Origin of the sequence: Hymenobacter sp. YC55 (assembly GCF_029433095.1) — a bacterium.
Classification (GTDB): Bacteria; Bacteroidota; Bacteroidia; order Cytophagales; family Hymenobacteraceae; genus Hymenobacter.
Genome location: NZ_JARNTX010000006.1, coordinates 128,361 through 150,679, shown reverse-complemented (window position 1 = coordinate 150,679; position 22,319 = coordinate 128,361). Strand labels below are relative to the sequence as shown.

At 51.0% G+C, this 22,319-nt stretch carries 19 protein-coding genes; 11 read left to right on the top strand and 8 right to left on the bottom strand.

Features of this window, described 5'->3' with window-relative positions; all coding sequences use genetic code 11:
* Positions 1-133 precede the first annotated feature (133 nt).
* Positions 134-1,252, top strand: coding sequence for an alpha/beta hydrolase (locus tag P1X16_RS26495; protein WP_277235436.1), 1,119 nt, complete (start codon positions 134-136; stop codon positions 1,250-1,252).
* 171 nt (positions 1,253-1,423) lie between these two features.
* Positions 1,424-1,666 (top strand): hypothetical protein, encoded by a 243-nt coding sequence (locus tag P1X16_RS26490; RefSeq protein ID WP_277235434.1) that lies wholly within the window; start codon positions 1,424-1,426, stop codon positions 1,664-1,666.
* A gap of 78 nt (positions 1,667-1,744) precedes the next feature.
* On the opposite strand, the gene P1X16_RS26485 is transcribed toward P1X16_RS26490, so the two are convergent.
* Positions 1,745-2,155, bottom strand: a complete 411-nt coding sequence (locus P1X16_RS26485; protein WP_277235432.1) for a hypothetical protein — start codon at positions 2,153-2,155, stop codon at positions 1,745-1,747.
* A 417-nt stretch (positions 2,156-2,572) separates the two neighbouring features.
* On the opposite strand from P1X16_RS26485, the gene P1X16_RS26480 reads away from it, so the two are divergent.
* The 7 genes from P1X16_RS26480 (at position 2,573) to P1X16_RS26450 (ending at position 11,860) form a co-directional block, all read left to right on the top strand.
* Complete coding sequence (locus tag P1X16_RS26480) at positions 2,573-3,586, top strand: glycoside hydrolase family 43 protein (RefSeq protein ID WP_277235431.1); 1,014 nt, start codon at positions 2,573-2,575, stop codon at positions 3,584-3,586.
* A gap of 165 nt (positions 3,587-3,751) precedes the next feature.
* Complete coding sequence (locus P1X16_RS26475) at positions 3,752-4,753, top strand: ScyD/ScyE family protein (protein ID WP_277235430.1); 1,002 nt, start codon at positions 3,752-3,754, stop codon at positions 4,751-4,753.
* 425 nt (positions 4,754-5,178) lie between these two features.
* Positions 5,179-5,985, top strand: coding sequence for a universal stress protein (locus tag P1X16_RS26470; protein ID WP_277235428.1), 807 nt, complete (start codon positions 5,179-5,181; stop codon positions 5,983-5,985).
* A 47-nt stretch (positions 5,986-6,032) separates the two neighbouring features.
* Positions 6,033-6,947 (top strand): bestrophin family ion channel, encoded by a 915-nt coding sequence (locus P1X16_RS26465; RefSeq protein ID WP_277235426.1) that lies wholly within the window; start codon positions 6,033-6,035, stop codon positions 6,945-6,947.
* Between the two features lie 1,673 nt (positions 6,948-8,620).
* A complete protein-coding gene (locus tag P1X16_RS26460) occupies positions 8,621-9,385 on the top strand; it encodes a ParA family protein (RefSeq protein WP_277235424.1) in 765 nt (254 codons plus the stop codon).
* Positions 9,382-9,768 (top strand): hypothetical protein, encoded by a 387-nt coding sequence (locus P1X16_RS26455; RefSeq protein ID WP_277235422.1) that lies wholly within the window; start codon positions 9,382-9,384, stop codon positions 9,766-9,768. The genes P1X16_RS26460 and P1X16_RS26455 overlap by 4 nt, the downstream gene beginning before the upstream one ends.
* A 1,054-nt stretch (positions 9,769-10,822) precedes the next feature.
* Positions 10,823-11,860: a replication initiation protein gene (locus P1X16_RS26450; RefSeq protein ID WP_277235420.1), complete on the top strand. Its 1,038-nt coding sequence runs from the start codon at positions 10,823-10,825 to the stop codon at positions 11,858-11,860.
* A gap of 95 nt (positions 11,861-11,955) precedes the next feature.
* Here P1X16_RS26450 and P1X16_RS26445 read toward each other — a convergent pair whose 3' ends face one another.
* The 7 genes from P1X16_RS26445 to P1X16_RS26415 all read right to left on the bottom strand — a co-directional run bounded on the left by P1X16_RS26445 (position 11,956) and on the right by P1X16_RS26415 (position 18,896).
* Positions 11,956-12,588, bottom strand: coding sequence for a sigma-70 family RNA polymerase sigma factor (locus P1X16_RS26445; protein ID WP_277235419.1), 633 nt, complete (start codon positions 12,586-12,588; stop codon positions 11,956-11,958).
* Between the two features lie 267 nt (positions 12,589-12,855).
* Positions 12,856-13,452: a phosphatase PAP2 family protein gene (locus tag P1X16_RS26440; RefSeq protein ID WP_277235417.1), complete on the bottom strand. Its 597-nt coding sequence runs from the start codon at positions 13,450-13,452 to the stop codon at positions 12,856-12,858.
* Between the two features lie 638 nt (positions 13,453-14,090).
* Entirely contained in the window at positions 14,091-14,477 is a 387-nt protein-coding gene (locus P1X16_RS26435; protein ID WP_277235415.1) for a hypothetical protein, read from the bottom strand.
* 876 nt (positions 14,478-15,353) lie between these two features.
* Positions 15,354-15,959: a GrpB family protein gene (locus P1X16_RS26430; RefSeq protein WP_277235413.1), complete on the bottom strand. Its 606-nt coding sequence runs from the start codon at positions 15,957-15,959 to the stop codon at positions 15,354-15,356.
* A gap of 363 nt (positions 15,960-16,322) precedes the next feature.
* Positions 16,323-17,024 (bottom strand): porin family protein, encoded by a 702-nt coding sequence (locus tag P1X16_RS26425; protein WP_277235411.1) that lies wholly within the window; start codon positions 17,022-17,024, stop codon positions 16,323-16,325.
* 101 nt (positions 17,025-17,125) lie between these two features.
* Complete coding sequence (locus tag P1X16_RS26420) at positions 17,126-18,154, bottom strand: T9SS type A sorting domain-containing protein (protein WP_277235409.1); 1,029 nt, start codon at positions 18,152-18,154, stop codon at positions 17,126-17,128.
* Between the two features lie 262 nt (positions 18,155-18,416).
* Complete coding sequence (locus tag P1X16_RS26415) at positions 18,417-18,896, bottom strand: DUF892 family protein (RefSeq protein ID WP_277235407.1); 480 nt, start codon at positions 18,894-18,896, stop codon at positions 18,417-18,419.
* Between the two features lie 1,259 nt (positions 18,897-20,155).
* Between P1X16_RS26415 and P1X16_RS26410 the strand changes: the two genes are divergently transcribed.
* Together P1X16_RS26410 and P1X16_RS26405 are read left to right on the top strand one after the other, a co-directional pair.
* On the top strand, positions 20,156-20,470 hold the full coding sequence (locus tag P1X16_RS26410; RefSeq protein WP_277235406.1) for a protealysin inhibitor emfourin: 315 nt from the start codon (positions 20,156-20,158) through the stop codon (positions 20,468-20,470).
* 51 nt (positions 20,471-20,521) lie between these two features.
* Positions 20,522-22,042 carry a M4 family metallopeptidase gene (locus tag P1X16_RS26405; RefSeq protein ID WP_277235404.1) on the top strand — a complete coding sequence of 507 codons (1,521 nt, stop codon included), beginning with the start codon at positions 20,522-20,524 and terminating at the stop codon, positions 22,040-22,042.
* The last annotated feature ends 277 nt before the right edge of the window (positions 22,043-22,319 follow it).

The window sequence follows — 22,319 nt, the reverse complement described above, 5'->3', positions numbered from 1 at the left end:
ACAAGACGACAATAAGAGCAACTCATCCCGCCAATCAGCCGGTTCGTCCCATGCGCCGCTGATTGGAAGCGTGCTGGCCGTATGCCCGGGTAGTTTACTCTGAACGTCCATTTTGTTTTCTAACCTACCTGCTATGAAAACCTCATTTTTTACGCTGCCTACGTTGCCGGGCAGGCACCTTTTGCGCTGCTTGGCCCTGCTGCTGGTGCTCCCATTCACGGCCTGCGATGACGACGACAGCGCTAGCTCTCCCACCGTTATTCGTCCGAAAGGTCCTAAGCCCGAGTGGGGACCAACCATTAAGCCAGAAATGCAAACCGTCATTGAGGCCCTCGACAGCCTCAGCAAAGGCGTTTCTTTGACTTCGCTCACGCCCCAACAAGCGCGCCTTGCTCCTTCGGCCACGGATGCCGCAATGGCCGTCATGAAAAACTTCCGAATCCCGGCACCCACGCCCCAAGTGGACACGACGGGCCAACGCATTCCTGTGGCGGGTGGCACCATCCGGGTGCGGATCTATACGCCCAAAAATGCCACTGCTTCCATGCCCGGCATTGTGTACTACCAGGGGGGCGGCTGGGTGATTGCCAACCTCAACACGTATGACCCTTCGGCCCGGGCCTTAGCAGAGCAGACGGGAGCCGTAGTGGTTTCCGTGCAGTACCGCAAGGCGCCAGAATTTAAGTTTCCTACCGCTCACAACGACGCCTTTGCCGCCTACCGCTGGGTGCGCGACAATGCAACCACACTGAAAATAAATGCTCAGCGCATTGCAGTGGCCGGCGAAAGCGCTGGGGGCAACTTGGCGGCTACCGTTTGTATGATGGCCAAGACGGCTAGCGTGCCGCTGCCCGTGCATCAGTTGCTGGTGTACCCCATAGCCCGCTACGACATGAACACGCCTTCCTACACGCAGTACGCCGCTGCCAAGCCACTGAGCAAGCCGCTGATGCAATGGTTCTTCGATAAGTACCTGAACACACCAACCGAAGGCGCTAGTCCGCTCATCTCGCTAACAAATGCCACCAACCTGCAGGGACTTCCCCCGGCTACGGTTATCAACGCCGAAATTGACCCGCTGCAAAGTGAAGGCCAGGAGTATGCCGCCAAACTTAAAGCCGCAGGCGTAGCGGTGACCACCAAAGTGTATGAGGGCGTAACCCACGAGTTCTTTGGTATGGCTACCGTCGTACCCGAAGCCAAGGACGCACAGGCTCTGGCCGCTACCGAGCTAAAGAAAAGCTTTCAGTAAACGCACGAAGTGAAACAGAGCTATTGGGCATCTCCGGCCTGCTGAGCTCATTTTCTCGCTGGATTTCAGCTACACGCATCACGAGTACACAGAAGGCTACGTAACACGGACCTCGTTTCTCAAGCCCCGGTTGTCTCCCAACCGGGGCTTAAATCTTGTAAGGCTATGCTCTTGAGCCTCGCACAATTTCGTGACCTTTCGTACGGCGAGCAAGCCGCTTACTTCACAGCACACGGTACCTATTTGGCACGGCGCCTCACCGCCGGCTTTGACGTGCACCTCTACCACTTGGGCAGCTTCTTCTGCGAAGAGTGGGTTTGCCAAACTCAAAACGAGCTACGACTATTGCGCCCTTTCAACAGCAATACTAAACTGCTGCCTTACGCCGAACTAGTGCACCTACCTTCTCTCTAGGCTTACGTCCAGTACATTATAGCCTTACGCTACCAGTTAATCAGTTATCCCAAGAGAACAAGTAGGGCCTTCCTGCTATCAGCGCTGGCAGTTGCGTAGCCATTGTTCGGCTTCGACAACGGAGTGAAAGATCTGCAATTCCAGGGGTCCAACCACGGGGGTAGGAAAGCGTAATGTCAGGCTGTCGGTGCGGGTATCGGCCTGCACTACGTGGGCAATATAGCGCAACCCCATGCGAAAAGCGTGGGGCACCCAGGCCCGCTGCAGCCATTCCACCGAGTCAAACCAAGGACCGCGCAAGGCAAGGTTGTCGTTGAGCAAATAGGGGCAATGCAGCGGCTGTACGCTGTGCAAGTAGTGTTCGGCTCCGCGCATGGCTTCGAGTGGGTCCACGTACCCACTCCATATGGCTCGCAGCCAGTTGTTTTGCTCTTCGTAAATGAGTGTGCACCGACTCCCGTCGGCATCGGATAAGGAATGAAGCAGCATGCGTGGATGGTCCTTGCGGTAGAATTCGGGGTGGTAAAATGCGTTGCCTTAAGAGGCACGCACGTTGATTGTGGTAAGGCTTTCCGTGGCGAAGCTACGTCAAGGTCGAATAGAACAGATCCGGGCGCATCGGCAGTGGCAAGCGTTAAGCGGCCCAAAGAAATAAGATATTTCCTTGGGTCGCTACACAAAGGTGCTTTGCCTACAAACGCGCAACAAGTGACGAATACGGACTAGCCGGCTGCGGTAAGTACGGAAAAACGTGGTTGGCTTTGATCAGCATAGATGACCTTGCGCAGCCCGCACACCGCACGCTACCCTAGTTGCCGACCAAGTAGCCGGCTCTGCCTGCTGGATTTTAACTTCAAGATACTGCTTCTTTCTACCTTAGGTCGTCATGTACCCGTTTCCTACTCTATGCGGATCTTCCTGAACACGATATGGTTACTTTTAATCGGCGGCTTGCTGCTTCCCTTTGGCGGGGTAGCTCAGAACCAAGGGTCCCGGCCTATCCGAGACAACGTGCCGCTGGATTCTATTCGGTTAAGTGACCCTTTTGTCTTGGCCGACCCCAAAACCAAGACTTACTACATGACGGGCACAGGCGGCTTGGTGTGGCAGAGCAAAGACCTAAAGCGCTGGCAGGGGCCGTATTCGGTTGCCCAACCTGACCCAACCTCCTGGATGGGCCCCAAACCCATGATTTGGGCCGCCGAAATTCATTACTATCAAGGCAAATACTTTTATTTCGCCACCTTCACCAACTCCGCGCTTAAGATTGACACCGTTCAGGGCAAGCCGCTCGAGCGCCGGGCCAGCCACATACTGGTTAGCAACCAGCCTCTAGGTCCCTACGTCACCCTCAATCAGGAGCTTTACTTGCCGGCCAATAAGTCAACTCTGGACGGCACTTTCTGGGTGGAGCCCGACGGCAAACCCTACCTGATTTATTGCCATGAATGGCTACAAAACCTAAATGGCACCGTTGAAAAGATTGCCTTGAAGCCAGATTTAACTGGTACGGTCGGGACCAGCCAGATTTTGTTCCGGGCCAGTGATTCGCCCTGGAGCCGGGAAAAAGACGCCGCGGGCCATGACCGCCCAAACAAGGTTACCGATGGGCCGTACTTGTTTCGGACACGCACCGGCCGGCTGGGCATGCTCTGGACCAGTTGGGTATACGATGTGTACACCCAGGGAGTCGCTTATTCCACCAGTGGCACCCTGAATGGTCCTTGGCAGCAAGAGCCAGTTCCCATTACGCCCCCTAATTACGGGCACGGTATGCTGTTCCGCACCTGGGCAGGAAAGTCCTTGATGGCCCTGCACAGCCACAAGGAAATTAACGGCCGATACGTGCGCATTCCACAATTATTAGAAGTTGACCTGACTGGCAACAAGCTCGTGGTTGGCAAGTCGTATCGGCCTTAGTGGGTGGTTAGTGCCTGCTCTAGGAGCGGGATAGAGCATATACCTCCACCTTAACTGCTTAGCAGTGAGCTCGACAGCAGCTAGTTAGAAAGCAAAAAATACATATGATAAGTTTAATATTTATAGTTTCAATTGTTATATTCATAGTTCACTATCCTACCTACTATGAAAACAAAATTCCACTTCCGGCTGGCGCTGCTCGCGCTTGGCTTCACTGTTGGCTGTCAGGACGACGACGGCAACTACGAGTTTTTTCCCGAGCCTACCTCCTTTACGGCCGTGACTGTTGCCCAAAACCTAACCAAGCCGATAGGCTTGAGCGTAGGCACGCAAGGGCAGCTCTGGGTGAGTGAAAGTGGCACCGGCCAGAACGATGCCCACATCTCAGTGGTAACCGCCACAGGCCAAGTGTATCCGGCCCTGACCGGGTTTGCCTCCGTGCTAGCCAATGGTACCGCCGAGGGCATTAGCCACGTGCTCTACGACAAGGGCACGCTCTATGTGCTTGAAGGAGGCACGGGCAAGCTCTATAGCGTTGATGTAGCTTCCTTCCAACCAGGTGATACGCCACGAACTGCCCAGTCATTGGCGAGCGAGGATATTGGCTCTTTTGTGCGTGCGCAGCGGCTAACTAATCCTGTCAATACCAACCTCTACAATCTTACCATCGGGCCCGACGGTGACCTCTACATCGTTGACTCGGGGGCTAATGCCATTATCAAACGCAACAGCAGGACCAAGGCCCTGAGCGTGTTTGCTCGGATCCCAAACGTGACGGCTACCCAAGAAGCTGTGCCTACGGGTATTGTGTATGACGGGCGCCGGTTTTTGGTGAGTACGCTCAGCGGTGGCCCTTTTGTGACCGGCACAGCCAACATATTTCAAGTCGACCTATCGGGTAACGTGAGCGTGTATAAGAGCGGGTTTACCACGCTCACTGACATTGCTTTATCTATCAATCTCAACCCCATTGTCACGGAGTACGGGCAGTTTGCCTTCTCGCCACCGCCGCCCGGCTTTGTACCGCGTAGTGGCCGCATTGCCAATGCTGCTGGCACCACGCTCTTAAGCACCTTGGATAGGCCCACCGATATTGAGCGCGCGGGTGTGCGGACGTATTATGTACTCAGCAACGGCGAAGGCACCATTCAAAAGCTCACGTATTAACGTACTTCCTACCCGTCCGCTGGCTTCGGTCTGAGGGCCAGCAACAGGCTTGTGCGCAAGTCATCGGCACAAGACTATCGTTAGGAGTCTTAGCCTTGGCAGTTGACGAAAGCTGTTCTGGGCAACTTCTGTAAAAGCTGGTTTGCCACTTGTAGCAAAGGGGTATGACATTCGAAAGAAAGTCATACCCCTTTCTATTCTATTATAGGTCGTTAACATAGTAGCATGTTGTCTAGTGTAAACAATATCTGGCTGTGCATGACTCTCTCATTTCGGCCGTATAGCTAGATGATTCAATTGGTCTAACGCGTAGTAATTATGCTTTTAACGACATTATAATTTGAGCTTAATATCACTTTAATGGTTGTGCCTTTGTTTTGTTGGTATTAAAGAAGCCATAAATAGCAAAAAACAGAGTACAGCAGATGAAGAAAGTATTAATACCGACGGACCTGACGCTGTACTCTTTGCAGCTAATTCGCTACGCGCTAAACCTGCTACAGAACGAAAGCTGCCACATTACGCTCCTGTATCTAACCCCTGTTTCAGACTCTATTACCGACTTGTTGACTCTACCCCGCCAGCAGAAGCCGGAAATGGAGTTCAGCCAAGCGCTAGAGCGGCTGCGGCGGTTGCATAGTGTTGAGATACAGGATATTCAAGTTGCTCATAAGTACTGCGCCAATTCCTCAGACCTCAAGCAATTTGTTCGGGAAAGGCAGATTGATCTTGTGTTGAGCACCGTCTCGCGCAGCCGCAACACGGAAGCGTTGAGCTATTTCAATGAGTTGCTTCAGGACATTCCATTTCCTGTCCTGTATATCCCTGAATTCTTCGCTCCGAACAGCTTCCGTAAAATTGCCTTTGTACTGGATGCCGATGTAAAAAACAGCGCTTTGCCAGACAAGGAGCTTGTTGATTTGCTGTGGCGGAAAGAGTGCCGCGTTACGTTTCTGTTGGTATTTAAGCCAGGCACGAGCACCGATACGTTAACCCGAGCTTTAGCTAGCCTGTATTCCTCACCCTTGCTGGCAGAAGTAAACTACGCCGTTCACTTGGTGCAGCAGCAGGACGTAACCGAAGGAATTATCTCATTCATCGATGAGTACGAAATGGATCTGGTGGTTAGCTGCAAAAAGAAAAGCATGCTCGACTACCTGCGCCTAGGCCGCCAAGCTCGCAGCCGGGAACGCGCCATTACCACGAAGGTGCCTTGTCTGTCAGTCGCGTAATCCGTCCAGATTCATCTTCTATCCCTAGTTCTTATTTCTCTTGTTGTATGTTGTTGAAAACAAAAATTCCGCTTTCCTACGTGTTCGGCAAGATCAAGCGGGAAATCCTGTTTGTGTTTGTGTATGCTTCCATAATAGCGCTGGAAGACAAGTTCTTGCACGTAATGGAGGTAACCCTACCCTTAAGTGTACCCATGGTCCTGGGCACGATTTTGTCGCTGCTGCTAGCGTTCAAATCCAACCAGGCCTATGATCGGTGGTGGGAAGCCCGGATTGCTTGGGGTGCCATTGTCAACGATTCCCGGTCCCTGATTCGGCAAGTGCTCTGCTTTACCGAAGCGCCCTACGCCACTGAAGAAGCCCGGACCTGGGTGCAGCGGCTAACCAACCGGCAGATTGCTTGGAACTACAGTCTGGGCTTGTCGTTGCGCAAGCAAATGGATCTGGATAAAGTTCGAAAGTTCTTGTCGCCCGAAGAGGTGGCCTTCGCCGCCCGGCATGACAATGTTCCGAACGCCCTGCTACAACTGCATGCGCAAGACTTTCGGTATGCCTTGCGGGAAGGGTGGATTAATCCCTACCAGCAAGTAGCCATGGAAGAAACACTCACAAAGCTGACTGATTCGATGGGCCGCTGCGAACGAATCAAAAACACAGTGTTTCCGGCTACCTACACGTTGTACATTCACTTTTGCTTGTTCTTTTTCGTGTTGCTGTTGCCCTTCGCATTATTGGAAGTGTTTGGCATATTGGAAGTCTTGATGGTAGTTGCTATTTCCTCTGCTTTCTTCCTGATCGAGAAAATGGCCATTCACCTTCAAGACCCTTTCGAGGGGAAACCAACGGACACTCCCGTGACGGCCATTGCTCAAACCATAGAAACAAATCTCAAGCAAATGATTGGCGACAACCGGGTAAGCAAGGATACGGTCCCTGCAGAAAACACCTACTTCGTGCTGTAAAAACGCCGAAGTATCCCTGCCTTCAGAGAGTTACTCTAATACCACTCTTTGGCATTACAGGCATTGTCCTTCACATAGCAGCCGCACGCACGTTGTTAACCGATGTACGTGCGGCTTTTTCATTCTAGATAATCAAGACCAAGGAGCATAGCGCTACTTCGACTAACGGCATCTGTGCTAAAATGCATAGCCATTACTATTCATACACTAGCTTGGTCATATACGAGTTGGTGCTGTGAACAGCCAGCAGCTGACCTGTTAACCTGCTACCAACCATTCCGGCTGCAATCAGGGCACCTCAATACTAAAGTGTCGACATAGGCTTCTCCCTTTGGCTTACTGCTAGCCCGTTTCTATCAACTTGGAGGTGTTTAACAACTACCTCAACGTCACCAACAGCAACCTATAAGAGCTGTGCTACTCAGCTGAAAATTGGATTTATCACAAGAGGCTACCACTCCACTTACGCTCAGTAAAGCCTAAAGTCAGGTGCCAAGGCCTCTACGGTCTAGCGCACAGCTCCAACGAGACTTACGACATGCAGCACGACAACCTTTGCTTCGTGCAGAATCCTGACTGAACAAGTCCACACCTACTTAGTAGCGACGCTCTCTCCGTCCGTTCCAAAGCATGCCAATTATAGCTCATCGTTAAGTCACTTCTTTGCATTCCTAGCTGCTTCTCAGTATCTAATTGCATTGAGCTTCAATCCATAAGATCAGACCTAGTACCAGCCCGCATCAACAACGGCTACTTGAACTTTGCTACTATTTCGCGATGGTAGGGGATAGCCACTACGGGCACTTATAAAGTTGCTTTTACACGCAAAACTTATCCGCTCATTTGCTCTGAATTAGGGGTTTCGCCCCCCTACCCTATTCCACAAACATTGCCTTGCCCCCTTCCTGTCTCACTTAGCTACGCAACTGGAGTGGATGCTGACATAAACCTATATGCACCTTTGCCGGCCTTTATGGACACTGAAGTTCGAGCACGTATCACTTATTAGTTTCCTTAATGAAGTGGACACTGGCTAACATATCAGCATAGTGATACTTGGTGCGCTTACCTCACCAAAACTTTCCCATTTACTCGCGCTATCGCTAAAACTTCGCGACTGTTGACGAGACTATCCGGCGCTGAGCTGTATTATCCATCTTGGTCACATCACTTGCCTTAGGATAGAGGCTAAGGAAGCTAATTAACAAAGAATAATATTTGTCATACATGCAAAACTGGCTATAAATGTATTACACGTTTAGCATGTATGGCAAGTATGACACGTAATGAAAGTATAGCAGGTTGTACATGCATTGCAATTAGTACATGCAGATTTTATTCTTAACAAAGTACCTATAGATACTGGTAGCGTTGTGTTCTGAAAAATTCAAGCCATCCTTATATAAGTGATTAATAACACACTATAGATTTGCATGCATTACATGTATGGCATGTATTAAACAACATATAAAGCAGTTTAACTTCATGTGATATCTAGCCTTAAGGTCAAATATTCTATACATGCCATACATTCAATGTAAGCATTGTAGGTAATGTATGTATTGCATGTATAACATGTCTTACTGACATGACATGTCGAGTTTGCAAGGATTGTCTTGCAGGTATACAAAGTTTAATGTGTAACATTGCCACACACTACGCATGTGTTGCTTATGAAAACAATCTGTTTTGCCAACCACAAAGGAGGAGTGGGGAAGACAACCTCCACATTAAATGTCGGACAAGTGCTGGCTAGCCGGGGCTCGCGCGTGCTCTTAATCGACAGTGACTCGCAAACTAATCTTTCCATGTCATTTGAGCGGCAAGGTACCCGCCACCTAGGTGAAATCTTGGAAAGTGACGGCAAGGTTTCCTTAGCGGCAGTCATGGAGCCAGTAGGAGAGGGGCTCCATTTGGTGCCCGCTTCTCCTCGTTTACAGATGGTCGAAAAACTCATGGCTGGCACCTCAGGCTTGGAGTTTGTCTTGCGTGAAGCTCTAGAGGAAATAGAGGAGCAATTCGACTATTGCTTGATCGATACGCCGCCTTCTCTGGGTGGCATCACCTACGCCGCTCTTATTGCCTCCGATGCTGTGTTCATTCCCATGCAACCGGAGTATTTTGGCTACAACGGTCTCACTTCACTGCTGCAGGCGTGCGTGCGCGTACGCAAGCACTACAACCAAAAACTAAAAGTGGGAGGCATCTTCTTCACTAAGTATTCGCCTTCTTACCGTGTTTCCATGCACCACCAGTACGTGGAGCTTATCAACCAAGACGAACAGCTTGCGCCCCTGGTTATGGGAGTAAGCATCCGTCAAAACACCAAATTAGGAGAAGCCCAGGCTGTGCAAGAAGCTATCTTAGCGTACGCTCCTGGCAGCAATGGCGCTCTAGATTACATAGCCCTCACCGACGAAATTTTAGCCCGGTTATGAGCAGCACCCCCAAACGCAATTTCACGGCCAAAACCCCGCGTCCTGTTCTCGATACTTCCTCGCTGTACGGAATGGATGAGGTGCCTCCTATACCCTCTGCATCAGCCACCCCCTCAGAGACAGTTGAGCCGCTGCCATCCGCCTCACCAGTTGCTGAGCCGGTAGCCGCGAGCCCAGAGTGGGTGAAGTTCAGTACCTATTTGCACCCCGACACTTATCTGCGGCTCAAGCAAGCCGAATACTGGGAGCCTGGCTTTGTAGTCCGGCAGCAAATCGAGCGCGCAGTGAGTGACCTACTGGATACGCTCGAAAATGCCAATCGGCCATTGCCCGAGGAACAGTTACGCAAGCTGGTGCAAAAAGACAAGAAGCTGAAGCCATAGCTGCCGTCTTAAACCGTGCGGTCGAGTCATCACTAGGTTTTCACCCTAGTCAGCACAGCAAAAGACGTTCAAGAAGCAGGCTGCTCAGAACGCCGGCTAATGCGTTGAGCACACGAATCTGATTGGTGTGGAGTAAGAACCTCTGGCTTTCCTATAACAGCAAGCACGAAATAAAGCGCTTCCCCGTCCGATACTATTTCGTGCTTGCAGTATTCCGTCGACAGAAACTATCCGCAGCATTCATTGCCTCATGCACTTCACCTCTTTTCTAGTACCGGAAAAGCAGGTGAGAGTAGACGCCATCTATGCCAGGCAAAATAACTGGCACGTTAACCGTAGCTGTAATGTGGCGTGTGGCTCCGGCGTCAACTGAGCATTTTACCTTGGTTTTAGCAAAAGCTAGTATCCGGTAAGCCAGACCGAGCAGTGCCATTTTTCACGTAGATGCCAGATGAAAACCAGCGAGAGTCTGAAAAGAAGGCCGGCTGTGGGTGCCATTTTTCACGCAGATGCTCTGAGAGATTCTAAGCGTCTGTGTCACTGACCGCTTACGCTTTTACCAAACCTAAAAAACCGCTTCTACAACCAGCTAAAGCCTTTTTGAGCTACCTGGCTGTTAGAGAAAATGGACTTCACTTTTTATCATTTTCAAAAAAACTGAACCTCTTCTGTTTTCTAAAGCTATTCTTTTATATATTCTTTATTCAGGGGGTCATAACTAGCTGATTTTTAAATGGTAATAAGCATTTACTGCGTGAAAAACGGCACTCTGTTGCGTGAAAAACGGCACCAACCTACGTGAAAAACGGCACCATCTACGTGAAAAATGGCACTCTGCTGCGTGAGAAACGGCACCACTACGTGAAAAATGGCACTCCTACGTGAAAGAAGGCACTTTCATCCTTCCCACTAAGCAACTACGTGAAAAATGGCACCAGCGAAATAGCGCGGATGATCTGCGTGAAAAATGGCACTCCAAACTCTTTTGCGTGAAAGACGATACGTTTTCACGCTGATGCGTACATTAGGGGACTTCCTTCTTAGCTCTGTTGCTATGTCCGCTACGCCTGCCCCTCCCGTCTTATATCCTCGGGCCTACCAAGCCAATGCTCTCGTGCGGGCTCCCCTCAAGCTCACCCACGTGGAAGCCCGCATCTTCGCTTTGGCTTTGGGTTGCATTCACCAGGATCAAACAGAACTGCCCGGCATCTCCATTGCGCTGAGCCGGGTGATGACGCAGAAGAAAGGTGGCAGCGTTTACGAGACAATCCGGGATGCCTGCAAAAGCCTGATGTCGAAGGTCGTCACCATCGAGTCGCAAACTGGCAACAAAAAGCGCTTCACGGCCTACTCTATCATCAGCTATATTGATTTAAACGAGGGCACAGGCTTTTTGACAGGAAACTTTGCCCCCGAGATCAAGCCTTTTCTGCTGCAATTGGCCGAGCAGTACACTCACGTCGAGATTGAAACACTGCTAACCCTCAAGTCGGCCCATGCTCACCGCTTGTATTGGCTGCTCAAGTCTTGGGACGATGTGGGCTGGTGGGAAGTGGAGTTCGACACCTTGCGCAAGCAGATTCTTGGCGACGACAACGACGTAACCTACACGCTCTTTTACGATTTCAAACGATACGTGCTTGAACCCGCCCTGCGCGAACTGCACTCGCTGGGCTGGATGGTGGCTTACGACCCTATCAAAGCAGGCAAGAAAGTGCATGCTGTACGGTTTTCTATTCCCAAGCCCTTGGCGCACCTCGACGAGCCAGCTCCGCCGGTGATAGCCGTTAAAACCACGAGCAAAGCTCGCCCCCTGGAAAAGCAAATGAGCTTGGCACTGCCGTCTGAGCTGCCCACTTTGCAACAGCGCATCGTGACCCGGTTGCAGAAGCTGAAGATGACCGAAAGCCAGATTCAGCACGTGCTCGACTTTATGGGAGACGATGAAACCAAAATTGCCAAGCTCATGAAAGTCAGCCATCCGTTGCTACGCGACTACGAAGCCGGCAACAAGGTCTTCGACAACCTAGGTGGCGTGGCGACTAATCTGCTCAAGACCGAGTTTCCAGGCTTGTATCCAACCCTGAAATAGGGCGGTTGTCGAACGATGAGCTCAGTCGTCAGTTTCTCACATGGGTCATACGACCATCTGTATCCAATGAACCCATAACAGGTATTGGTGCTCTTTTACAGCGCAGCCTGGCTGTGTTTAAGGGAATCCAAAAGCAACTCACGGGCCCGGAATAGTTGGGCTTTCACTGTGCCGAGTGGCAAAGCCAGTAGCACGGCAATCTCCTCGTATTGCAACTCATCGAAATACCGGAGCCGTACCACGCGCGCGTAGCGGGCTGGTAATTGGTCCACCAATTTCTGCATTAACTCTTTCCGTTGCGTGCGGATTAGTGCTTGCTGCGGATCTGGATTCCGGTCCGCTACTTCCAGAAACAGCGGATCACTGTCGCCGCCCGCTATACTTGCCTGGAGCGAGTGAGTCGGTAGCTTTTTGCGCCGGAAGAAGTCGAGGGTATGGTTGGTGGCAATGCGGAAGAGCCAAGTGCTGAAAGCAAATTCGGGAGTGAAGCGAGCTAAGTGGCGAAACGCCTTGGCAAAAGTTTCCTGCGTTAAATCTTCGGCATCCGTCGCGTTTTTTACCATGCGCAGCACTAGGTAGTGCACAGGCTTGCGGTAGCGAGCCAATAGGTCTTCATAGGCCTTGGCTTGGCCGGCCAGCGCCGCTTGAATGAGGGCTAAATCCTGGTAGGCCCGACGGGATAACACGCGCTCCTGCTCAGGGCCAGAAGGGGCAGCAGACAAAGACATAGGCGAGGAGTGATAACAAGGAAAAAAACATCTATCCAGCTGCCGTACAAACTTTACGCCAGCGACCAATAGCTAGTCAGCTGACATAGCATCGTTACGGGGTGTTTTTCTTTGTCAGGAGCTGGAGAGGCAATACTGTAAGCCAAAATTTTATAAAGAAGTACTAAGCGCTTTGAAGCAAGGAGCAGGTTGCTACTTGTTGTTTTGAAGTTGCCTAACCTCTAGCTTGCGAGTAGAAGAGTGCTACATTTCATGTGCGTCGCTAGCCTAGGAGTACTCTTTCCGGGCAACTTGCACCGGTGTTCGTGGCACAGAAGGCAACTGCTGGCGCAGCCACTGGCAGCCTAGCGCAGCCAGCAGCCCTAGCAGGGTGCCGGCTAACACGTCACTCGGGTAGTGCTGGCCGAGGTAGACGCGGCTGATGGCTACAAGCAAGGCCCAACTCAGCCAGAGTGTTTTTAATGGCCAGGGTGTGCGCGGCAGCGCCCATACCAAGCCAACTACTAGCGTCACTAGGTCGGCGGTGTGAGTAGACAAAAAGCTGTAGCTCGTACTACAGCCCGCCGGCAGATGCAGTAAAGGCAGCAGGCTAGTGACCTGACAAGGCCGGGGGCGGCTCACCCAAGGTTTAATCCACGCGCTAGCCAACCAATTTGTGGTGGCCACACTTAAGGCCAGCGGCAGCACAACGCGCCACCAAGACGAGCCATAGGTCCGCCAAAGAGGCCGCAAAGCCAGCAGCAGAACCGGTATCCAGGCCAGCCGGCTTGAGGCGGCTTGCATTACGGTGTCCAGTAGAGGGGTGTGCAGTTGGTTGAGCGCCAGCACCAACTGTTGGTCGAGAAAACGAAGGAAGTGCAACAAGGCAAGCAGCAAAAGGCGTGTAAGCGCGGGGTGGGAAGACGAGGGCAGGTAAGCAAATGATTGGCACGCCAGCAGGCCGCAGAACGGAGACTAACAGAGCAGTTGGCGTCACGCAGCAGCGTCAATGGGTTTGACACACCAAGCTTTGCGGCGGGTTGTTAAGGGCATTTTGATGCCCGCATCCGTGCTTGAGCAACTGCTCCACATACAGCCAGTGGAATCGTCAAGACAGAAACTAGCCTGTTGTTGCAGCTAATAAAGCAATGCAGTTGCCTATAAAGAATTGGCATATCTGCGCAGCAGCAAAGCCAACCCTAGAGTGAGGGTAATGCAGAACAGAGTGCAGCTGGCGAAAACTGGATCTACTCACAACCTAGTGCCGACCAGATAATGCTATGTGATACCTGTTAACGAACATAAGGAACTTGCACCCCACCAATTACTAGCTTAGCATAGTAAGCAGAGCTATTAAGCTTGCTACTGGAAACTAGGCTGTACATGGCGCATAGGAAGTCCTCGTTTTCAATCCCGACCGTTTGTTAATTATGTTCCGCAACAAGCATTCAGCTATCAAAACTGCTGGCCTCTATGCCCGCGAGACTGTGCAAGTCCACGGGCATAGAGGCCACAATTCTTGATTAGCTCCGTAACAGGCGATGCTTCTGCGCTTTGTACTCTGCTATAGTCACAATTTCTTGGTCTGGTAGGCCGGACCAAGTGCCGCCTTCCTCAGCGTTCCAAGAGGACGTAGACAGCGTCATTCTTGTATTCTTCTTCTGGCGTATCATGCGCAACAGAAGAATTGTTAGGAATACTAGTGGTAGAAATAAAAAGGCGAAATAGTTGGTCTCACCAATGGTGGTAAACCAAAAGGGCGTAGCAAACATAATCTGTAAAAAGTTGCAAGAAAGTGTGAGGTAAGAAAGAGCAGCAGAGCGGAAAAGCACCTCAGCCAGAAGCACACTGGCAAGGAGATGAAAAGATGACTTGGTTAGAGTAATAGAAGAATAAGTGTAAATATTCATGCAATTTTATTGATAAACAACAATTGAATAAAAAAAACACAATAAATATCGAGTAGTGTTCTGCTGCTAGATTTCTGGCTTGCTTCTTTTGTTATAAATGGAGTTTGAAGCTGCTCTGTTTAGGAGAGAAAGTTATTGATAGTTGACTGTACCAGAGGCACTAAGCTGTCATGTTTGTTGAGATACTTATTATGCCTTATAAGACATAGATATGCGTGTGGCTGCTTGTATATTCATGTCTTACAAAACAAGTGCTAGCCATGTCAGCAGAAGGGTTCAAGTACTAGACACGCAACTGTAGTTGAGGTGTCATAAGGTCAGCAGTTGTTTGGTAGGATTATGAAAGATCCCACGCTACCAACCGTATTTCTTTTGCCGACGCTAACTGTTTCAAACTTATATAAAGGTTATACATCACCCGTAGAAACAGTGTCAGCATACATCAACTGAAAAGCCCTCTAAGTCGTGGCCCGAGAGAATTTTCTAGCGATTGTTTTAGAACTAAGCGGCGTCGATCTGGCTGTAGAGGTTTCCATCTAGATCAGTATTGGAGTTTGTGCTTAGCGTAAAAACAAGCAAACCAGGTAAGAATAAGCCTATGTGAATTCGTCCTATAAAGAATTCTGATAAGAAATCGATGTTAAGCGCTGTTTTACTGTATTTGAGCTGGCCTACTATATTCTTCAATCGAAATTTTCCAAAGGCAACCAGTTTGCAGCAGGGAAATGGTCAAAACGACTCGATGCGAACAGCACGAAACGTAAATAGTGTCACTATACTTGTTTGTCACTTATTCTCCACTCTAAGCAACCCTAGTGCTGTTCGGCGACACTAGTAATTTATCTTTAACGAAAGAACCCTCAGTGGTAGAGACCTTTATGCTATTGACCCTGTGAATTGCCACCCTGACTGCGCGGCCCAACTTTCGGCTGCATGACAGAGCAAGTGAAAAACCGGCTCTTTGATATACAAGTAGCCCTCGATGCTGTTGGCAAAAAGTGCCGCCGCTCGCTGTTTGAGTAGCCCGTAGGCCTGGCATGCAGGCCAATGGGCCCGCAAGTAGTCCCGCATGAGCAGGGCAAAACGCGTGTTGAACCGTTCGGCCTCTCGAACGTGGAGGTGTATGCGCCGCTCGCCTACTGGTTCGCGCAAGTACAGCTTGCGCAAATCGGCGGAGTGTTCCGGTATGTCGGGAAATTGGTCGTATACAAACCCGGCCCGTAGTTGAAAACCAGCCTCCGTCAGCACGCGGGTAAGGTTTTCAGTTTGGGTGAGGTCGGTGACGGTGAGTTGCACATCCAGCACGTCCTTGGCCAGCAAGCCCGGCACGGCCGTGGAGCCGATGTGGTCGACGCGCAAGACGTAGTTCCCTAACAGAGCCTCAAGCCGGAAGGCTAGGGCCGCAAATTCCTCCACCCACCGAGCTTGATAGGGCCACAGCACGACTGGTCGAGAAGGCGCAAAAAGAGGAGTATTCGACATAGGAGCAGGTTAGTACGGTACCAAAAGAGCGAGTCGTGAAACCAGCACAATAACAAGTACAACTAAAAACACTCACGTACGCACAACTCTATTGGAAAGAACAGTAACTGCTTGACCGCTGGCTGCTTGAGGTAGCCTTATGCATACCTTTCCTATGAACTTAGTCTGGGGCTGTACTGGCGTGGAGGTAAAGCTCGGCTGCTTATAGCTAGGTGCTTACTTCTTCTACCAAGCTTAAATTTTGGTCCTTAACCATTCTTTGGCCACAACATTAATTCCGCAGTTAAGGCCCAGCCGAAGATGCAGCACATAAGAAAAGCCCCATCGTTTGACGGGGCTTTTGTTTTAGAGAAGCACTAGCAGCTACTGGGAAGAAAGCAAGTAACTTATTTGCACTTGCAGACTCTGGCTGCGAGCATGCTGTACACGCTCTGACCCATAAACGGCATCAACTGCTACAGTTGGCTGACGCAATTTGGTAAAGCCTGCCGCATAGCGGCCTTCCACCTGCCAATGGGTACCCACTTCACGGCCTATCCCGACTACATAGCCCACTTCGCCACGGTTATACTCTTGCTTGTTGCGCACGATTCTAGCTGATCCATCCGGCAAGACAGGATCAACCGGCCCAACAATTACGTTGACCTGATCTTGTATTGTGCGCTTCTCTGCAAGTAGGTAGCTAAACTGTGGACCAGCCACAGCAAACCAGGTCCCTTGACGCGGCCGCAAAAGCACCGCAAGACTACCGTAGTGCAAACGGCTGCGCACGGTGCGGATGTAATCAATGGTGGTGAAGGTTACGCCTTCGGTACTATTAGTATACTTCAGCTCAGAACCCCGCTGTTCGTAAAGCAATTCGGATTGCAGACCTAAATGCTGCAACAGCGGCCGTTGTAGCAGCAGGCCTGCTGCGCCACCAAACCGGTAGTCGGAATGCGGGAGTTCTGCGCCGGTATACGTGCTGGCGTTCAGGCCGGCCTTGATGCCTAGGCGCGGGTGCTGCGCCGAGGCGGAGCCCGTAGCCAGCAAAACAATAGAGAAAAAGACAACGAAGCGACGCATTTGCAAGGAAGCTTTACCGGGAGAACAGCAACAACAGGGCCTTCTTAGCAAGCAGAGTGTATTTCGGCTACCACAAGGCGTAAGTCCCAAAAACGGTCTGTTTACTGCTTCAGCAGGCGTACCCGGCTACTGCCCTGTGGCGAAATCATCAGGAAAAAGTAGCTGCCTACTGCCAACTTTTCCATAGGAACGGTAGCCGAGGTAGCACCCGCTTTAGCTTGTCCTTGCCACACCGAGCGGCCTAGCGCATCCCGGACTTCAAGAGCAGTTGTCTCCCGTAAAGCGCTAAACTCGGCCCGAACAGCGCCTGTCGTGGGCACTGGGCCTACTTTCAGGGTTGGGTCGGCGTTCTTTTTAACTGCTAGAACGCCACCATCATTGAGAGTAAAGGCGAAGTCAATTGTCACGTCAGGGGCGGCATCCGGATTGCCACCGTCCACTACCGGCACATAGGCATCTGAAGTAGGATTGAACTGCAAAGCGTTGGCTCCTGGCGTCTGCCGAAGCCCAGGTACGGTAACCGGGACGTAGAAGTGCGCTAGCGTACCCGAGGTAGTTGAGGACCACTCCACCCAGTAAGTACCCGGACCGAGGGTCAGCGCCGGCGAGACAGCTCCTTTCACTTGCCAGATGCGACGGGTTGTGCCCGGTGCACTAGGCGAGGGATAAAGAGAATTGAAGATCCGATAGCTCTTGGCATCGGTGGAAGTAAGTAGACGGTTGGTAGTTAAATCACCAAACACAATGGTGGAGCCGGCTGCGCCAGGCCGGCCTCTCCAGATGCGAATGTATAGTTCCGTGAAGGGCGAGGTCGTTCCTAAATAGCCACTCTGGTAGGCAAACACGGAAACATCGCGCACGGTCAGCGACTGAGCAGGGGCTACCGTGAAGTCATCGGCCAACGTAAAGTTCGATGCTTTGGTGGCCGCATAACCGGCGCTCGTGTTCGAAACTGTAGTTACGCCGGCATCATTTTGCACCTCGCTCCATGTGTAACCGGCAGGAGCGGTTATGCCGCTTTTGGAAGTAGTGCCCGTGGCGAAATCACCGTTGCGGTAGGTTTGCGCCTGGAGCGAGGTGGTGCCGACGACACCGAACAGGAAAATGAGAGGAGTAAAGAGTGTTTTCATAAGTTGTTGGTTGTGAACAGCGTGAGCTGTAATAACAGGAACGCTAGCTATATATGCAAGCAAAAAATATAATAGAACAATAATGTGTTAGCCGTAAAGAACGGATTTGCTCATTAGTGGAAAAGCCGGAAAATGCTCTGAAAACAGATCAAACAATCTGCGCTCGGCAATTATGCAGTCTAGAGTCCCTAAAGAAAAAAGCCTAGTTAGCCATTCGACCAACTAGGCTTTTTAGCCACTTGTTGAACAAGGGCCACAACACTTATTGCTCAGCCAGGATCTGCTGCGCGATATCGGTGTGTTGCTCGTCGGCTTGCTTGGCTTCTTGCACCGAGGCTTTCAACTCTTGCTCGGTTTGGGTAAAGCCTGCGGAGGCCGCATATGATGCAACCGTGCCGAAAGAAGCAATCCAATAGTGCAAAGCCAACTGGCCGCTGGCAATAATGCCAAGGTCACGTACGGCGTCAGTGGTGGCTTTCGCTCGAATCTGTTTGCTCACTTCATAATGGGCTTCCAGAATTTCATTTTTCTGCTTTTCTCCACTGCCTACTTCGGCCAGGGCCCGCTCGATGCGCTGCGCCCATTGCTTGGCTGTTTCGTTGCCTTGTTCCAAGGCCTGCTTCAGAGCTGGATGCGTGGCATCGTTGAGAATTTCGTCGGTTGCTTGCGCCGCTACTTGGCTGCCTGCCTGCTGCGCGGATAAGCCGTCTTGAATGAGTTGTTTGAGGTCGTCGGTGTTCATGGCAAAATAAACGATAGAGTGCTGAGCAAGATCCTCTTGCTTTGCTGACTCAACGGCACCTGATCCAATTTGTTGATGCTCTAGTGCCATACAGCAACACGCATTATGTTTAATGATATAAGCTAATTGTCAATATTTTACACCATTATATAAGTCGTCTTAGTAATCGATTTCTAACAACTGTTGCTCTGCCGCTACAGAATAAATTCAATTTTGGCGCAGTGCTTAGCACTGTGGCTATAATTCAATTTTAGATAGTGAAGTATAAGCCTGATTATCAAGTATATCTTACTTCACTACATCAAGGATTCCTTACACCCCTAGCTGTTCAGGTTGTAGGCACTACCACTCGGTTTAATGACACCTCGGTCTGTCCTCTAAATCACGTAGATGCATAGCTATTGTTGACTGGCAAAACAAGGATGCTGGCGGACGCTCCTGCTATTCGCACTACTCTAAAAGACAACATATTATACGTTATAGGCGGCTCTATGTCAAGCATGGGTAAGTGCGAAACGGCGCATTACAGCTATAGCCAACAACAAAGCTGATAACTCAATCAACTTGATCTGTTTCAAGTCCTTAGATCTAGTTGTGCACTGGGCAGCAGTTTCGAAGAGCAGGCGCCTGATAAGGGACTGTGCGCTCGGCGTGTGTCGGCTTCGAACCATAAGGGGAACAAGTTGATTTTTACTTATGAGCACGAGTTGGTTTTGCCTCTTGTGCTGACGCAAGCAGGCTGCTTGATTTTCACCCAAGGCACAGCAAGGGCAAAGCCATTTGAAAATTCAGTGCTAGCACTGACCCAATGCACCCGACAACGATCTTCCTTCGTGGAAGGTACTTGCATCGCGCAGCAGCAGAAGAGGAGAACAACAGCATGGATGAGGTACTGCTACGTCACTAGCAGCGCCCTAAGGAGCAAGCATCTGGCGCGCATTGAGTTTGTCTTAACTAAGCGTTTGTAGTATGAAACAAGGATACTGCAGTCTTGTCCGGTTGTTGGATTTTATGCCGCCCGTGTTTCGCATGGAGCATGAGCTTCTTGGCCGGGTTGCACACGTTGCATCTGACGGCTAGCACGAGCTTGCTGCTATCAAAGCGCTTAAGAAAACTGCACGGCGACTTTCAACCTGCACTTTGTACTCCGGCGAGCAGGCCTCTAAAAGCCGGTGTTGACGGTTAGGCTGCTAAGGTCAAGGATTTTACGAGCCGGTTCACTAGAGCTTCAACCTGCAAACGAGGTAATCAAGCGAGGAATGAAAATAGATTTCCGAATGGAGGGAGGCTTCGCCTTTCTGCCTGCCTTAAGCCGACCTTTTGTTCTCGACACAACTCAACTCAGCCCGCAGCAGGCCCAACAAGTGGAATCTTATGTGCGGGAGGCTCATTTTTTCGACCAGCCCACCCAACCCGGTACCGTAGCGAAAGGCGCTGCCGACTACAGAACCTACACGCTCACTGTGGAAGATGGCCCTCAGGTACACTCCATTCAACTTACCGACCCCATTGCGGACGCGAATCTTCAACGGCTTGTGTCTCACCTTCGCCTGATGGCCCACCCTTCACCATGACCAAGAATGCAGCCCTTTTTATCTAAGCGTTAACCTTAAATCATAAAATCCATGAGCCAGCATCAACCCGCCTGTGCAAATGGCAAATGCGTTTGCCAGGTTATTCCACCCCACATATTGGAAAACATTGCCAAGAACGGCAATGAAGAGCAACGCGAAACCGCGCTCCGCACCCTCCAGCAAGACTCATTGCTTCGGGCCCAACGAATAACGCAGCTGCAAACTACAAGTGCCAAGGCCGAAGGGGAAACCTCTGCTTCCTCAGCCTTGGAAGCGCCGCGTAAAAATCGTTTGGTTCACAACGCTGAGAACTCCACCTTGTTGCCTGGTACCCTGGTCCGCAAAGAAGGGCAGAATTCAAATGGCGATGTTGCAACCGATGAAGCCTACGACGGTTTCGGTGCCACCTTCGATTTGTTCTGGGAAATCTACCAGCGCAATTCTATCGACGCCAAAGGCATGGACATGAGTGCGACCGTTCACTATGATTACCGGTACAACAACGCGTTTTGGGACGGAACGCAAATGGTGTTCGGTGATGGCGACGGGTTCATTTTCAACCGGTTCACGCTGTCCATCGATGTTATCGGCCATGAGTTAGCGCACGGGGTAACCGAACACACAGCTGGCCTTGAGTATCACGACCAGCCCGGGGCCCTTAACGAGTCCCTCTCCGACGTGTTTGGCTCCTTGGTCAAACAACGGGCCCTAGGTCAGACCGCAGAGCAGGCGGATTGGTTGATTGGGGCGGGCTTGTTTACTTCTAGCATAAAGGGAACGGCTTTACGCTCGATGAAAGCCCCGGGCACGGCCTACGATGATTGGTTGATAGGCAAAGACCCGCAGCCCGATCACATGAGCAAGTACGACACTACCACTAGTGACAACGGCGGAGTGCACATCAACTCGGGAATTCCCAACAAGGCCTTTTATTTAGCCGCCACGGCAATTGGCGGAAAAGCGTGGGAGAAAGCCGGGCACATCTGGTACCAGGCACTGATTGATTCAAGGCTTTCCCCTACGGCTCAGTTTCAGGATTTCGCGGAACTTACCGTTGAAAAAGCCGGCCAGCTATACGGCGATACCATCCAGGCTGCCGTGGCGAAAGCTTGGAAGACCGTAGGCATCAACATCGTAATTCCCGAGCAACCTACCGTCCCCTTCACAGTGGCAAGCACCAAGGACGGGCGGTGGGAGCTGTTTTGCATCGGGACCGATAAGGCCCTATGGCATACCTACCAAATAGCTGCCGGTGAAGGGGGCAATTGGAGCGGCTGGAAGTCGTTGGGAGGAGAGGTAAAGCAATTCTCGGTTTCGCAAAACCAAGATGGCAGATTGGAAGTGTTCTGCATAGGAAAGGAGGGCGCCTTTTCCCGTATCTGGCAACAGGCGGCCGGCGCCGACAACTGGAGCAGTTGGCAAACACTCGGCAAACCAGCATCAGGAACCAACAAGGGTATATCAAAGGAAAAGCAGCCCCAGGTGGTTGCTAGCAGTTCCGCAGCTGGACTCTCGTTCAACCAGCCGCAGAACCTGGAACAAGTAAAAAACGAGGTAGCCATGACCAGCTGATTTTGACCAAGGGTGCCGACGCCAAGCTTGCTGCCCCACGTTGATGGAGAGCATAAATTGCTAAATTCCAGGAGCATTTAAATTAATTGAAGGCCGCAAAAAGCGGTGATTCAATATGAAAGGCAGCAGCTCTCCCAGCTGGCTGTACCAATTTATTATCCAATGCAAAGCGTTCCGGTGTGGCTCTGTTGTGGCCATGCCGGAACGCTTTGCATTAAGTAGGTGGGAGGTAACTAACCGAGGCTGTGCATAAGCTAGGAGCTGGTTATTAACCACA

Excerpts from the sequence above, each read along its gene's own strand:
- P1X16_RS26420 (WP_277235409.1), bottom strand. The coding sequence starts at position 18,154 with ATGAAAACACTCTTTACTCCTCTCATTTTCCTGTTCGGTGTCGTCGGC.
- P1X16_RS26485 (WP_277235432.1), bottom strand. The coding sequence starts at position 2,155 with ATGCTGCTTCATTCCTTATCCGATGCCGACGGGAGTCGGTGCACACTC.
- P1X16_RS26425 (WP_277235411.1), bottom strand. The coding sequence starts at position 17,024 with ATGCGTCGCTTCGTTGTCTTTTTCTCTATTGTTTTGCTGGCTACGGGC.
- P1X16_RS26465 (WP_277235426.1), top strand. The coding sequence starts at position 6,033 with ATGTTGTTGAAAACAAAAATTCCGCTTTCCTACGTGTTCGGCAAGATC.
- P1X16_RS26435 (WP_277235415.1), bottom strand. The coding sequence starts at position 14,477 with ATGAATATTTACACTTATTCTTCTATTACTCTAACCAAGTCATCTTTT.
- P1X16_RS26410 (WP_277235406.1), top strand. The coding sequence starts at position 20,156 with ATGAAAATAGATTTCCGAATGGAGGGAGGCTTCGCCTTTCTGCCTGCC.
- P1X16_RS26450 (WP_277235420.1), top strand. The coding sequence starts at position 10,823 with ATGTCCGCTACGCCTGCCCCTCCCGTCTTATATCCTCGGGCCTACCAA.
- P1X16_RS26415 (WP_277235407.1), bottom strand. The coding sequence starts at position 18,896 with ATGAACACCGACGACCTCAAACAACTCATTCAAGACGGCTTATCCGCG.
- P1X16_RS26480 (WP_277235431.1), top strand. The coding sequence starts at position 2,573 with ATGCGGATCTTCCTGAACACGATATGGTTACTTTTAATCGGCGGCTTG.
- P1X16_RS26495 (WP_277235436.1), top strand. The coding sequence starts at position 134 with ATGAAAACCTCATTTTTTACGCTGCCTACGTTGCCGGGCAGGCACCTT.
- P1X16_RS26460 (WP_277235424.1), top strand. The coding sequence starts at position 8,621 with ATGAAAACAATCTGTTTTGCCAACCACAAAGGAGGAGTGGGGAAGACA.
- P1X16_RS26405 (WP_277235404.1), top strand. The coding sequence starts at position 20,522 with ATGAGCCAGCATCAACCCGCCTGTGCAAATGGCAAATGCGTTTGCCAG.
- P1X16_RS26430 (WP_277235413.1), bottom strand. The coding sequence starts at position 15,959 with ATGTCGAATACTCCTCTTTTTGCGCCTTCTCGACCAGTCGTGCTGTGG.
- P1X16_RS26470 (WP_277235428.1), top strand. The coding sequence starts at position 5,179 with ATGAAGAAAGTATTAATACCGACGGACCTGACGCTGTACTCTTTGCAG.
- P1X16_RS26455 (WP_277235422.1), top strand. The coding sequence starts at position 9,382 with ATGAGCAGCACCCCCAAACGCAATTTCACGGCCAAAACCCCGCGTCCT.
- P1X16_RS26475 (WP_277235430.1), top strand. The coding sequence starts at position 3,752 with ATGAAAACAAAATTCCACTTCCGGCTGGCGCTGCTCGCGCTTGGCTTC.
- P1X16_RS26445 (WP_277235419.1), bottom strand. The coding sequence starts at position 12,588 with ATGTCTTTGTCTGCTGCCCCTTCTGGCCCTGAGCAGGAGCGCGTGTTA.